Annotated in this window: 8 protein-coding genes and 1 pseudogene; 7 read left to right on the top strand and 2 right to left on the bottom strand. The window is 61.7% G+C overall.

The features are described from left to right. Positions 1-23: 23 nt before the first annotated feature. The 6 genes and pseudogenes from ACZ9BE_RS14460 to ACZ9BE_RS14435 all read left to right on the top strand — a co-directional run bounded on the left by ACZ9BE_RS14460 (position 24) and on the right by ACZ9BE_RS14435 (position 10,602). Positions 24-1,752 (top strand): annotated as a pseudogene (locus ACZ9BE_RS14460) (autotransporter assembly complex protein TamA). Then, positions 1,749-5,423, top strand: a complete 3,675-nt coding sequence (locus ACZ9BE_RS14455; protein ID WP_476249604.1) for a translocation/assembly module TamB domain-containing protein — start codon at positions 1,749-1,751, stop codon at positions 5,421-5,423. The pseudogene ACZ9BE_RS14460 and the gene ACZ9BE_RS14455 overlap by 4 nt, the downstream one beginning before the upstream one ends. A gap of 251 nt (positions 5,424-5,674) precedes the next feature. Next, positions 5,675-6,157 carry a MarR family winged helix-turn-helix transcriptional regulator gene (locus ACZ9BE_RS14450; protein WP_056788847.1) on the top strand — a complete coding sequence of 161 codons (483 nt, stop codon included), beginning with the start codon at positions 5,675-5,677 and terminating at the stop codon, positions 6,155-6,157. After that, on the top strand, positions 6,147-7,616 hold the full coding sequence (locus tag ACZ9BE_RS14445) for an efflux transporter outer membrane subunit (protein WP_476249603.1): 1,470 nt from the start codon (positions 6,147-6,149) through the stop codon (positions 7,614-7,616). The genes ACZ9BE_RS14450 and ACZ9BE_RS14445 overlap by 11 nt, the downstream gene beginning before the upstream one ends. 15 nt (positions 7,617-7,631) lie before the next feature. Then, positions 7,632-8,834: an HlyD/EmrA/EmrK family protein gene (locus ACZ9BE_RS14440; protein ID WP_258706922.1), complete on the top strand. Its 1,203-nt coding sequence runs from the start codon at positions 7,632-7,634 to the stop codon at positions 8,832-8,834. 238 nt (positions 8,835-9,072) lie between these two features. After that, the gene (locus ACZ9BE_RS14435) at positions 9,073-10,602 is read left to right on the top strand and encodes a DHA2 family efflux MFS transporter permease subunit (RefSeq protein ID WP_024013426.1); all 1,530 of its coding nucleotides are present in this window, start codon (positions 9,073-9,075) and stop codon (positions 10,600-10,602) included. 179 nt (positions 10,603-10,781) lie between these two features. Here ACZ9BE_RS14435 and lpxH read toward each other — a convergent pair whose 3' ends face one another. Together lpxH and ACZ9BE_RS14425 are read right to left on the bottom strand one after the other, a co-directional pair. Continuing rightward, the gene (gene lpxH / locus ACZ9BE_RS14430; RefSeq protein ID WP_056788853.1) at positions 10,782-11,528 is read right to left on the bottom strand and encodes a UDP-2,3-diacylglucosamine diphosphatase; all 747 of its coding nucleotides are present in this window, start codon (positions 11,526-11,528) and stop codon (positions 10,782-10,784) included. Continuing rightward, entirely contained in the window at positions 11,525-12,031 is a 507-nt protein-coding gene (locus ACZ9BE_RS14425; protein ID WP_150634928.1) for a peptidylprolyl isomerase, read from the bottom strand. Before ACZ9BE_RS14425 ends, lpxH begins: the two co-directional genes overlap by 4 nt. Positions 12,032-12,282: 251 nt before the next feature. Here ACZ9BE_RS14425 and ACZ9BE_RS14420 point away from each other — a divergent pair, with 251 nt between their 5' ends. Further along, complete coding sequence (locus tag ACZ9BE_RS14420; RefSeq protein WP_024013424.1) at positions 12,283-13,980, top strand: glutamine--tRNA ligase/YqeY domain fusion protein; 1,698 nt, start codon at positions 12,283-12,285, stop codon at positions 13,978-13,980. Positions 13,981-13,988: the final 8 nt, after the last annotated feature.

Raw genomic sequence — 13,988 nt, 5'->3', positions numbered from 1 at the left:
AGCCCGTGATAGCATCCGCGCCTATGAAGTTTCCACGAAGATTTACCAGCGGCGTGCTGATGCTGTTATCCAGCTGCGCGGCGCTGGCGCAAAGTGAATTGGATGTACGGATCAAGCCGTCCAACGATGAACTCAAGGCCAATATAGAAGGCTATATCGGCAGCCTCGGCGATCGCGACGAAGAAGCCTTGCTGCGTTTCAGTCGCGGCGCCGAAGAGCAGGCGCGCAAAGCGGCTCAGGCGCTGGGCTACTACCAGCCGCAGATCGACAGTGACATCAAGGGCGGAGAAAAACCGCGTCTGGTGTTGAACATCGATCCCGGCGGAGCCGATTCGCCTGCGCAACGTCACCGTGCGCGTCGACGGCCCGGCGGCCTCGCTGAAATCCTTTCGCGTGCCGAAAAGCGACCTGCTCAAGTCCGGCGCCGTGCTCAACCATGGCCGTTACGAAGACGCCAAGCGCGTGATCCAGAATCAGGCCTCGCGCTTCGGTTACTTCAGCGGTCATTTCACCAGCCAGAAACTCATGGTCGATCCCCGCGCGGGCGTGGCCGACATCGAATTGATCTACGACAGCGGCCCGCGCTATGCGCTGGGCAAAGTCAGTTTCGAGGGCGACACGCCGTTCGACGAAGACCTGCTGCAACGCATGGTGCCGTTCAAGGCAGGCGAGCCTTACGATTCGGAACTGATCGCCGAACTCAATCGCGATCTGCAATCGAGCGGCTATTTCGAAGGCGTGCGCGTCGACGCGGCACCGACGGCAGCGCAGAACGATGTGATTCCGGTCGCCGTCAAACTCGACACGCGCAAGCCGCGCACCATGGGTCTGGGCCTCGGTTATTCGACCGACGTCGGCCCACGGATCAAGGCCAACTGGACGCGTCACTGGGTCAACCCGCAGGGCGACAGCTATGGCTGGGAGGCCGAGCTCTCGGCGCCCCGGCAGAACGTCGGGCTGTTTTACGACATCCCGCTCGACCCGCCATTGACCGACAAACTGCGCTGGGCCGGCGGCTATCAGTTCGAAGACATCGAAGGCTCCGACACCCTCAGCAAGCTGCTGACGTTCGGCCCGGAATGGCACAGCAAGTTGCCCAGCGGCTGGCAGCGGGTGATCTCGCTGAAATGGCAACGTGAAGAATACGAACTCGGCGACGACTCCGGCCTGAGCACGTTGCTCATGCCCGGCATCAGTTATTCCTATCTGAAAAGCGACAACCGCATCGACCCGCGTAACGGCTATCGCCTGAGCTTCGAAAGCAAAGTGGCCAAGGAAGGCCTCGGTTCGGACAACAACCTTCTATACGGCACCGCGCTGGTCAAGGGCCTGACCACGGTGTTCGACAAGCACCGCTTGCTCGGTCGCATGCAGGTCGGCGGCAGCGCCACCAACGGCTACAACTCGATTCCGCCGTCGCTGCGCTTCTTTGCCGGTGGCGATCAGAGCGTGCGCGGTTACGACTATCAGAGCCTGTCGCCGAAAAACTCTGACGGCGACCGCATCGGTGGCCGTTACATGATTGCCGGCAGCGTCGAGTATCAGTATTCGATCGCCGAGAAATGGCGGGTCGCGACCTTCGTCGACCAAGGCAACTCTTTCAACAAACTCGAACTGCCCGACCTCAAGACCGGGGTCGGTGTAGGTGTGCGCTGGGTCTCGCCGGTCGGGCCGATCCGCCTTGACCTGGCCCATGCGCTGGACGACGACGGCGGCATCCGGCTGCACTTTTCCATGGGGCCTGAGCTGTGAAGCGTGGTGTGAAAATAACGGCGCTGACGCTGTTGGCGCTGGTCGTGTTGATTGTCTTGAGCCTGGCCGCACTGCTTGGCACGCAGGCCGGCAGCCGTTGGGCGCTGGGCCTTGTGCCCGGCTTGAGCGTGGAGAATTTCCACGGTCGCCTCGCTGGGCAGTGGAGTGCCGATCACCTGGTGTGGCAGCAGGACACAAGCCGCGTCGAGCTGAACAAGGCAATCTTCGCCTGGTCGCCGCTGTGCCTGACGCGCATGACCTTGTGCATCGATCAGCTCAAGGCCGCTCAGGTGATCCTGCAATTCCCGCCGAGCGAAGAAACCACCGAGAGCGGCCCGATCAAACTGCCGGACCTGCAATTGCCGTTGGCCATCGAATTGGGCGACGTCGAGGTCGGCAGCCTATTGTTCAACGGCAGCGAACAGCTCAAGGGCTTGCAACTGGCGGCGCACTGGACCGCACAAGGCCTGCAGATCGACAGCGTGAAATTGCAGCGCGACGAGCTCAGCCTGAACCTGTCCGGCCTGCTGCAACCGAGCGGCAACTGGCCGCTGACGATTCAGGGCGATTTGACTTTGCCGTCTCCCGGCAGCGAGCCGTGGACGCTGGCGCTGAAAGTTGAAGGTGATCTGCTGAAAACCCTCAACCTGCACGCCGACAGCCGCGGCTACCTCGACGGCCAGTTGAACGGCGAGCTGCAAGCGCTGGCGGAAAACCTGCCGGCCAAGGTGCGCATCACCAGCGACGCGTTCAAGCCGAGCGCCGATCTGCCGGACACCCTGCAATTCAATCAGCTTGTGCTCACGGGCGAAGGCGACCTGAAAAACGGTTATCAACTGCTCGGCAACGCATCGTTGCCCGCCGAGAAATCACCGGTGGCGCTGCTGCTCAAGGGCAAGGTTGACGCCAACGGCGCGCAGATCGCCGGCCTCGACCTCAACGCCAACGACACGCAAAGCCTCAAGCTCACCGGCAATGTCGACTGGAGCAAGGGTCTCAGCGCCCAGGCCAATATCAACTGGCAAGACTTCCCGTGGCACCGGCTCTATCCGGAGATCGACGAGCCACAAGTCGCATTGCGTACTTTCACTGGCGAAGTGTCCTACACCGACGGTCAGTACCTCGGCAACTTCGACGCTGCGTTGGATGGCCCGGCCGGGGCGTTCACCTTGAGCAGTCCGTTCAGTGGCAGTCTGGAACAGATCGCCTTGCCGCAACTGGTCATGCAGGCCGGGCAGGGCAAGGCCGAAGGACACGTGAATGTGCGCTTCGCCGATGGCATCGCCTGGGATACTGCGCTGGATCTGTCGGCGCTCAACCCGGCGTACTGGGTCGCCGAACTGCCGGGTACTCTGGCCGGGCCGTTGAAGAGTAAGGGCGAGATGAAGAATGATCAGCTCAGCCTCAGCGCCGACCTCGACCTCAAAGGCAAATTGCGCGGCCAACCGGCGATTCTGCAGGCCAAGGCTGACGGCGCGGGTGAGCGCTGGAACCTCAATGCCTTGCAGATCCGCCTCGGCGACAACAGCATCAATGGCAAGGGCAGCCTGCAGGACAAACTCGGCGGTCAGATCGACATCAAACTGCCGCGTCTGGCCCAGCTGTGGCCGCAATTGCGCGGTCAGGTCAACGGTCAGATCAACGTCGCCGGCACGCTGAAGGCCCCGCAGGGCAAGCTCGATCTGCAAGGTTCGCAACTGGCCTTTCAGGACAATCGCCTGCAAAGCCTCAACCTCGACGCCACGCTCGACAGTGCGCAGCGGGCGAAGATCAATCTCAAAGGCAGCGGCATTCAGACCGGCGACACCTCGCTGGGCACCCTGACCGCCAGTGCTCAGGGCGATATCAAAAGCCAGAAACTCAACCTCGACCTGATCGGACCGAAGCTGAAACTGGCGCTGGGTCTGGACGGCAATCTCGACAAGGGCAACTGGCGCGGACGCTTGGCCAGTGGCGACATTCAGGCCGGTGGCCAGGACTGGAAGCTGCAAAGCCCGGCCAGAATGGAGCGCCTGGCGGACGGCCAGATCAATTTCGGCGCGCATTGCTGGCTGTCCGGCAATGCCAGCCTGTGTGGCGAAGATCAGCGCCTGATGCCCGAGCCTAAGCTGCGTTATCACCTCAAGCAATTCCCGATCGAAAGCCTTGCGCAATGGCTGCCCAAAGACTTCGCCTGGCAGGGCCGGCTCAACGCCGATCTGCAACTGGACCTGCCCGCCAGCGGCCCGAACGGCGTGGTCAGTGTCGATGCCAGCGGCGGCACCCTGCGCGTGCGCGACAAGGATCGCTGGCTGGATTTCCCCTACCAGACCCTCAAATTCAGCAGCAAGCTCACGCCCAAGCGGGTCGACACCGAGCTCAATTTTGTCGGCGGCAAACTCGGCGAATTGCTGGTCCAGGCGCAGCTCAATCCGCTGCCGAAAAACAAACCGCTGAGCGGCTCCTTCCGTCTTTCCGGCCTCGATCTGTCGGTGGCGCGGCCGTTTGTACCGATGGTCGAGAAACTCACCGGCCGCCTCAACGGCAGTGGCACGATCTCCGGTGGTTTGCTCGCACCGCTGGTCAACGGCACCGTGCAGCTCAGCGATGGCGAAGTGTCCGGCGCCGAACTGCCGATGGAGCTGCAGAATCTGCAACTGACTGCGGCGATCGCCGGCGAGTCGATGCGCCTGGACGGAGGCTGGAACAGCGGCGAGACTGGCAAGGGCAGCCTCAACGGCAACGTCGCCTGGGGGCAGGCGCTGGTGGTCGATCTGGCGCTCAAGGGCACGCAATTGCCGGTCAGCGTCGAGCCCTACGCCAAACTGGAAATGGCCCCGGACCTGAAGATTTCCATGGCCGGCGATGAGCTGAAAGTTGCTGGCAAGGTGCTGGTGCCGAAAGGCGAAATCACCGTGCGCGAGCTGCCGCCATCGACGGTAAAAGTCTCCGACGACACGATCATCGTTGGCGCGCAGACCGAAGAGGGCAAACCACCGATCGCGATGAAAATGGACATCGACGTGATCGTCGGCCAGGACAAGCTGAGCTTTGCCGGTTTCGGCCTGACCGCCAATCTGCAAGGTCAGGTGCACATCGGCGACAACATGGACACCCGTGGCGAGCTCTGGCTCAACGACGGCCGCTATCGCGCCTACGGCCAGCGCCTGACGGTGCGGCGTGCGCGCCTGTTGTTCGCCGGCCCCATCGACCAGCCGTATCTGGACATCGAAGCGATCCGCCAGACCGACGACGTCATCGCCGGTATTCGCCTGAGCGGCAGCGCCGAACAGCCGACCACGCAGATCTTCTCCGAACCGGCGATGAGTCAGGAACAGGCGCTGTCGTACCTGGTGCTGGGCCGCCCGCTGAGCACCAATGGCGAAGACAACAACATGCTCGCGCAAGCCGCGCTGGGCCTGGGCCTGATGGGCAGCGCCGGGGTCACCAGTGGTCTGGCCAAGGATCTGGGCATCGAGGATTTCCAGCTCGACACCCAGGGCAGCGGCAATGACACCAGCGTCGTCGCCAGCGGCAACATCTCCGAAAAACTCAGCCTGCGCTACGGCGTCGGCGTCTTCGAACCGGCGAGCACCATCGCCTTGCGCTACAAGCTGAGCAAGAAGGTCTACGTCGAAGCGGCGAGCGGCGTGGCGAGTTCGCTGGATATTTTCTACAAGCGGGATTTCTAGAGCGCGTTCTCTCCAATGATCGTTCCCACGCTCTGCGTGGGAATGCCTCAAGGGACGCTCTGCGTCCCGGCTCTCAAAAAAAACGGACGCAGAGCGTCCCCGGCTGCATTCCCACGCGGAGCGTGGGAACGATCCCGCGTGGCCGGTCAGTGATTAATTACAAAGCCCCCTAACTATTGCGTTGACATTCGCTGCCTAAGCAGTAACATCCCGACATACATTCACTGCCTAGGCAGTTATCAGGTCGACCCATGAAGCATTTCACTCCGGAAGAATTCAAACATTGCCACCTCGGCCTGTTGCTCGGTCGTGCCGCGTTGCTCAAGGACCGGATCATCGATACCCACATGGAACCCCACGGCATCACCGCCGCGCAGTTCAAGGTGTTGATCATCATGGCCCAGTTCGGCGTCGACACCCCGGCCGAGCTGTGCCGCCATCTGTCGCTGGACAGCGGGTCGATGACGCGCATGCTCGATCGCCTCGAGCAGAAGGCTTTTCTGCTTCGTCAGCGCAGCGAAGGCGACCGGCGTCAGGTGCAGTTGAAGCTGACCGAGCAGGGCCAGCAACTGGCTGATCGTCTGCCGCACATCGGTGCCGATGCGATGAATGAGCTGGCCGGCGCGATCTCCCGCGAAGAGTTGAAAACCCTGGAATACATCCTGAAGAAAATCCTCCTGGCCGCCGGTGACCCGATCACCGTCCAGCGTTTGGGTGAACACAATGAACGCTAAAGTCATGCGCAGCAGCCTGACGCTGTTGCTGTCGGCGATGATCCTCGCCGGTTGCGCCAATTACAGCGGCCTCGACACCGAAGGCCAGCGCCTCGACGCGAAGAGCCTGAAGACAGCGCAGTCTCTGGAAGGCGTCAGCCTGTCGCCGGCGGCGTGGCCGAAAAGCGATTGGTGGAGCAGCCTCGGCGATCCGCAGCTCGACGGCCTGATCCGCGAAGCCCTGCACGACAGCCCGGACATGCAGATCGCCGCAGCCCGCGCCCATCAGGCCAGTGCCGCCGCCTATGCCGCCGATGCCGAGCGTTATCCGACCCTCGACGCCAGCGCCGGCATCAGCCGTTCGCGGCTGGCTCGTGATCAGGATCCGCTGGGGCAGGGCGGTGCCTATGCGACGGTGCGCAATGTCAGCGCCGGTTTCAATTACAACTTCGATTTGTGGGGCGGCCAGCGCGCTGCCTGGGAAGCCGCCCTCGGCGAGGCTCGCGCTGCTGAAGTCGACCGTCAGGCCGCGCAGCTGACACTTGCCGCTGACGTCGCCCGTGCGTACAGCGATCTCGGTCAGGCGCACATCGTTTACGACCTTGCCAGCGAAGACCTCAAGCGCACCCGGCAAATGCTCGACCTCAGTCAGCGCCGCTTGAGTTCGGGGATCGATAGCCAGTACCAGTTCCAGCAAACCCAGAGTCTGGAAGCCAGTTCCCAGGCCAGCCTGATCGACGCGGAAAAACGCCTGAACAGCGCGAAAATCGCCTTGGCGGTATTGCTCGGCAAAGGCCCGGATCGTGGCAACGAAATCGCTCGACCGAAAGTTCTGCAAGCCAGCGCCGTGGCGGTGCCGTCGGTGTTGCCGGCGGAACTGCTCGGCCGCCGCCCGGATCTGGTCGCGGCGCGCTGGCGGGTCGAGGCGGCGAGCAAAGACATCGATGCGGCGAAAACCCGCTTCTATCCCAACCTCAACCTGTCGGCCTCGGCCGGCGCCGAGTCGTTGCTGGGTGATGCGATGTTCGGTTCGGCCAGCCGTTTCTTCAACATCGCGCCGACCGTATCGCTGCCGATTTTCGATGGCGGACGCCTGCGCGCCAACCTCGATGCGCGCGACGCCGATTACGATCTGGCGGTGGCGCAGTACAACAAGAGTCTGGTCAAAGCCCTGGGGGATGTCGGCGATACGATCAATCAGCTGCGCGATATCGGCCGGCAGATCGGCGCGCAGCAACATGCCACCGACATTGCTCAGGATTCTTACAACACCGTCGTCCAGCGTTACGGTTCCGGTATCGGCAACTACCTGGACGTGCTCAGCATCGAGCAGCAATTGCTCCAGGCCCAGCGTCAGCTGGCGACCCTCAATGCCGAGCAGATCGACCTGTCGATTCAACTGATGCAAGCGCTGGGCGGCGGCTTTCAGGGTGAAAACCTGAACGCAGCCAACGCCAGCCCCGCCTCGTCGCACCATTAATTCAAGGTATTTGTCATGGCCACTGCCGAAAACACCCAAGCTCAAGGCAACACCCCGGACACCGGCAACCCGCGCAAACGCAAGGTGATGCTGCTGGCCCTCGCCGTGGTCGTCCTGCTCGCCATTGCCGGCGTCTGGGCCTATCACGAGTTCATCGGGCGCTTTAACGAAAGCACCGACGATGCCTACGTCAATGGCAACGTCGTGGAAATCACACCGCTGGTCACCGGCACCGTGGTCAGCATCGGCGCTGACGACGGTGATCTGGTCCAGGAAGGCCAGGTGCTGGTCAACTTCGACCCCAACGATGCCGAAGTCGGCCTGCAAAGTGCCAAGGCCAAACTGGCCCGCACCGTGCGTCAGGTGCGCGGCCTGTATAGCAACGTCGACGGCATGAAAGCCCAGGTCAACGCGCAGCAGGCCGAAGTGCAGAAAGCCCAGGACAACTACAACCGGCGGAAAAATCTCGCCCAGGGCGGGGCGATTTCCCAGGAAGAGCTGTCCCACGCCCGCGACGACCTGACCTCGGCGCAGAACGCCTTGGCTAACGCCAAACAGCAACTGAAAACCACCAGCGCACTGGTCGACGACACCGTGGTCTCGTCCCATCCGGACGTAATGTCGGCGGCTGCCGATCTGCGTCAGGCCTACCTGACCAATGCGCGCAGCACCTTGATCGCGCCGGTCACCGGTTACGTCGCCAAGCGCACCGTGCAGCTCGGCCAGCGCGTACAACCGGGCACCGCATTGATGGCGGTGATTCCGCTGGATCAGCTGTGGATCGACGCCAACTTCAAGGAAACCCAACTGCGTGACATGCGCATCGGCCAGCCTGTCGATATCGAGGCCGATATTTACGGCAGCGATGTGAAATACAGCGGCACCGTCGACAGCCTCGGTGCCGGTACGGGTAGCGCGTTTGCTCTGCTGCCGGCACAGAACGCCACCGGTAACTGGATCAAGATTGTTCAGCGTGTGCCGGTGCGTATCCACATCAACGCCGAAGAGCTGGCCAAGCACCCGCTGCGTGTCGGTCTGTCGACCAATGTCGAGGTCAATCTGCACGACCAGAGCGGCCCGGTGCTGGCCCAGCAACCGCCGCAAAAGGCCTCGTTCAGCACCAACGTCTACGAGCGCCAACTGGCCGAAGCGGACGCGATGATTGCCCAGTTGATTCACGACAACAGCGCAGCAGCAGGCAAGACCGCGCAGCGCTGAGAGCACACCGGATCAGAAGTAGGCTCTGTGGTGAGCGGTTATCTGTGGTGAGGGGATTTATCTGTGGCGAGGGGATTTATCCCCGCTGGACTGCGCAGCAGGCCCGTTTTTCCTGAGCCAAAAGAGGGGCCGCTTCGCGACCCAGCGGGGATAAATCCCCTCGCCACAAGGGCCTGTTACCACAGGGCCGGCTGTGTTCATCAGACCGCAGCGACCATCAGGTTTCATAGGATTCACAATGAGCAATAACGCTTCTTTCACGCCGCCCAGCCTGTTGCTCAGCACCATCGGCCTGTCGCTGGCGACGTTCATGCAAGTGCTCGACACGACCATCGCCAACGTGGCGCTGCCGACGATTTCCGGCAACCTCGGGGTGAGTTCGGAGCAGGGCACTTGGGTCATCACTTCGTTTGCCGTGAGCAACGCGATTGCGCTGCCGCTGACCGGTTGGCTCAGCCGCCGCTTCGGCGAGGTGAAGCTGTTTCTGTGGGCGACGATGCTGTTTGTGCTGGCGTCGTTTCTCTGCGGTATCTCGACTTCGATGCCCGAGCTGATCGGCTTTCGTGTGCTGCAAGGCCTGGTGGCCGGGCCGTTGTATCCGATGACGCAGACCCTGTTGATCGCGGTGTATCCGCCGGCGAAACGCGGGATGGCCCTGGCATTGCTGGCGATGGTCACGGTGGTCGCGCCGATTGCCGGGCCGATTCTCGGCGGCTGGATCACCGACAGTTACAGCTGGCCGTGGATCTTCTTTATCAACGTGCCGATCGGCATCTTTGCGGTGATGGTGGTGCGTTCGCAACTGGCGAAACGGCCGGTGGTGACCAGTCGCCAGCCGATGGATTACGTCGGCCTGATCACGCTGATCATTGGCGTCGGCGCGTTGCAGGTGATCCTCGACAAGGGCAATGACCTGGACTGGTTCGAATCGAACTTCATCATCGTCGGCGCGGCGATTTCCGTGGTCGCCCTGGCGGTGTTCGTGATATGGGAAATGACCGACCGCCATCCGGTGGTCAACCTGCGCCTGTTCGCCCATCGCAACTTCCGCATCGGCACGCTGGTGCTGGTCTTGGGTTACGCCGGGTTCTTCGGCATCAACCTGATCCTGCCGCAGTGGCTGCAAACGCAAATGGGTTACACCGCGACCTGGGCGGGACTTGCCGTGGCGCCGATCGGGATTCTGCCGGTGTTGCTGTCGCCATTTGTCGGCAAATACGCGCACAAGTTCGACCTGCGTCTGCTCGCCGGCATTGCGTTTCTGGCGATTGGCCTGAGCTGTTTCATGCGCGCCGAGTTCACCAACGAGGTCGACTTCCAGCACATCGCTCTGGTGCAGTTGTTCATGGGTATCGGTGTGGCGCTGTTCTTCATGCCGACCCTGAGTATTCTGATGTCGGACTTGCCGCCGAGCCAGATCGCTGATGGCGCAGGCCTGGCGACTTTCCTGCGGACACTGGGCGGCAGCTTTGCGGCGTCGTTGACCACCTGGATCTGGATTCGCCGGGCCGATCAGCATCATGCGTATATGAGCGAAAGCATCAGCACGTTTGAGCCTGCCACCCGCGAGACCTTGAATCAGTTGGGTGGAGCGAGTCAGTCGGCGTATGCGCAGATGGACCAGATCCTCACCAGCCAGGCGTACATGCTTTCGACCGTGGATTACTTCACGTTGCTAGGGTGGGGATTCATGGGGCTGATTTTGATTGTATGGCTGGCGAAACCGCCGTTTGCCGCCAAGGCCGGGCCGGCAGCTTCGGGGCACTAGAATCAAGAGCCCCTCACCCTAACCCTCTCCCGGAGGGAGAGGGGACTGACCGCGGTGCATGTTCGAGGTACATCGACTTGCGATACCGAGTCGAACTCAGGTTTTGAACTGCATGCGATCAGCTCCCTTTCCCCCTCGCCCCCCTGGGGGAGAGGGCTGGGGTGAGGGGGTAAAGCTCTTCAGCCGTGCGGCAATGCCAGCGGCGGGGCGAAATCGAACGGCGCCAAGGCATACCCGCTCTCATCCACCTGCAACGCCCAACCCTGACGATCCCAATCTCCCAGCACAATCCGCTTAGCCGCTTGTTCACCCAGCTGCAACTTGTGAATTGCCGGGCGGTGGGTGTGGCCGTGGATCAGGGTTTTCACGCCGAACTCCTGCATCACTCGCGGAATCTCTTCCGGGGTGACATCAACGATGTCATTGGCCTTCATCCGCGTCTGTGCGCGGCTTTCGCTGCGTAGCTTGCGCGCCAGTTTGTGGCGGCTGCGCAGTGGCAGGTGACGGAGGATGAACAGGGTGATCGGGTTACGCAGATAACGCCGCAGCTTCATATAGCCAACGTCGCGGGTACATAGGCTGTCGCCGTGCATCAGCAGCACTGGCTCGCCGTAGAACTGCACGACACTCGGATCCTTCAGCAAGGTGCAGCCGGCCTGTTTGCAGAAAGCCTTGCCGAGCATGAAGTCGCGATTGCCGTGCATCAGGAATATGGCCGTGCCGCTGTCGCTCAAGTCGCGCAGGGCCTGGCAGATGGAACGCTGAAAGGGCGTCATGGCGTCGTCGCCAATCCACGCCTCAAAGAAGTCGCCGAGGATGTACAACGCACTCGCCGAGCGGGCGCGTCCGGCGAGCAAATCCAGAAACGCCCGGGTAATGTCCGGGCGCTCCTCTTCCAGATGCAAGTCTGAAATCAGCAATATCACGCTGCGATGATCTCGGCTTTCTCGATGATCACGTCGTCTGCGGGTACGTCCTGGTGGCCGGACTTGGAAGTGGTCGACACGCCTTTGATCTTGTCGACAACGTCGGTGCCGGCGGTCACTTTACCGAATACCGCGTAGCCCCAGCCCTGAGTGGTCTTGCCGCTGTGGTTGAGGAAGGTGTTGTCGGCGACGTTGATGAAGAACTGCGCCGAAGCCGAATGCGGCTCCATGGTGCGGGCCATGGCGACGGTGTATTTGTCGTTGGAGAGACCGTTGTCCGCTTCGTTCTGGATGCTTGGACGCTTGTCTTTCTTTTCTTTCATGCCAGGCTCGAAACCGCCGCCCTGGATCATGAAGTTGCCGATGACACGGTGGAATACGGTGTTGGTGTAGTGACCGGCGTTGACGTACTCGATGAAGTTGGCAACGGTGATCGGCGCCTTTTCAGCGTTCAGTTCGATGACGATGTCGCCATGGTTGGTGGTCAGTTTGACTTGAGTCATGGTCATTACTCTTCATAGGGAATTCGTGGTTCTGGGACCTTTAGCCCCACAACCGGTTCAGCCTGCTTCGGCCAAGGTGCGCAGTTTAGCGTGACAGGCGCGAATTTCGAGGCGGTTTTTCATTTCCCGGCGATTAAATGCGTGCCTTTATAAGAGCTGCTCTGTCAGGCCCTTGACAGCATCGGCTATGATAGCGGCTTTGTTTTGTCTGGCCCCTCTTTGCGGCCGCGCACCTGTACGTCAAGGATCCTATGAGCAAGCCCACTGTCGACCCTACCTCGAATGCCAAGTCCGGCCCTGCCGTGCCGGTCAACTTCCTGCGGCCGATCATCCAGGCAGACCTGGACTCGGGCAAGCACACCCAGATCGTGACTCGCTTTCCGCCGGAGCCCAACGGCTACCTGCACATCGGCCACGCCAAGTCGATCTGCGTCAACTTCGGCCTGGCCCAGGAGTTCGGCGGCGTCACGCACCTGCGTTTCGACGACACCAACCCGGCCAAGGAAGATCAGGAATACATCGACGCCATCGAAAGCGACGTCAAATGGCTGGGCTTCGAATGGTCCGGTGAAGTGCGCTACGCCTCGCAGTATTTCGACCAGTTGCACGACTGGGCCGTCGAGCTGATCAAGGCCGGCAAGGCCTACGTCGACGACCTGACCCCGGAACAGGCCAAGGAATACCGTGGCAGCCTGACCGAGCCGGGCAAGAACAGCCCGTTCCGTGACCGTTCGGTTGAGGAAAACCTCGACCTTTTCGCGCGCATGAAGGCCGGTGAATTCCCGGACGGCGCGCGCGTGCTGCGGGCGAAGATCGACATGGCCTCGCCGAACATGAACCTGCGCGACCCGATCATGTATCGCATTCGCCACGCCCATCACCACCAGACCGGCGACAAGTGGTGCATCTACCCGAACTACGACTTCACCCACGGTCAGTCGGACGCCATCGAAGGCATCACGCATTCGATCTGCACCCTCGAGTTCGAAAGCCATCGTCCGCTGTACGAGTGGTTCCTGGAGAACCTGCCGGTGCCGGCGAACCCGCGCCAGTACGAGTTCAGCCGTCTGAACCTGAACTACACGATCACCAGCAAGCGCAAGCTCAAGCAACTGGTTGACGAGAAGCACGTCAACGGCTGGGACGATCCGCGCATGTCCACGCTGTCGGGCTTCCGCCGCCGTGGCTACACGCCGAAATCGATCCGCAACTTCTGCGAAATGATCGGCACCAACCGGTCCGACGGCGTGGTCGATTTCGGCATGCTCGAATTCAGCATCCGTGACGACCTCGACCACAGCGCCCCGCGCGCCATGTGCGTGCTGCGTCCGCTGAAAGTGGTCATCACCAACTACCCGGAAGGCCAGGTCGAAAACCTCGAACTGCCACGCCACCCGAAAGAAGACATGGGCGTGCGCGCGCTGCCGTTCGCCCGGGAAATCTACATCGACCGTGAAGACTTCATGGAAGAGCCGCCGAAGGGCTACAAGCGCCTGGAACCGGCCGGTGAAGTGCGTCTGCGTGGCAGCTACGTGATCCGCGCCGACGAAGCGATCAAGGACGCCGACGGCAACATCGTCGAACTGCGTTGCTCGTACGACCCGGACACCCTGGGCAAGAACCCGGAAGGGCGCAAGGTCAAGGGCGTGATCCACTGGGTGCCGGCCGCCGCCAGCGTCGAGTGCGAAGTACGTCTGTACGATCGCCTGTTCCGTTCGCCGAACCCGGAGAAGGCCGAAGACAGCGCCAGCTTCCTCGACAACATCAACCCTGACTCGCTGCAAGTGCTGACCGGTTGTCGCGCTGAGCCATCGCTCGGCAACGCACAGCCGGAAGACCGTTTCCAGTTCGAGCGCGAAGGCTACTTTGTCGCGGACCTCAAGGACTCGAAACCCGGTCAGCCGGTATTCAACCGTACCGTGACCCTGCGTGATTCGTGGGGCCAGTGAGTGAGTCA

The sequence above is a fragment of the Pseudomonas sp. TE9122 genome, from assembly GCF_056278925.1.
The sequence above is the reverse complement of the archived record's forward strand: the minus strand, read 5'-3'. Positions and strand labels throughout refer to the sequence as shown.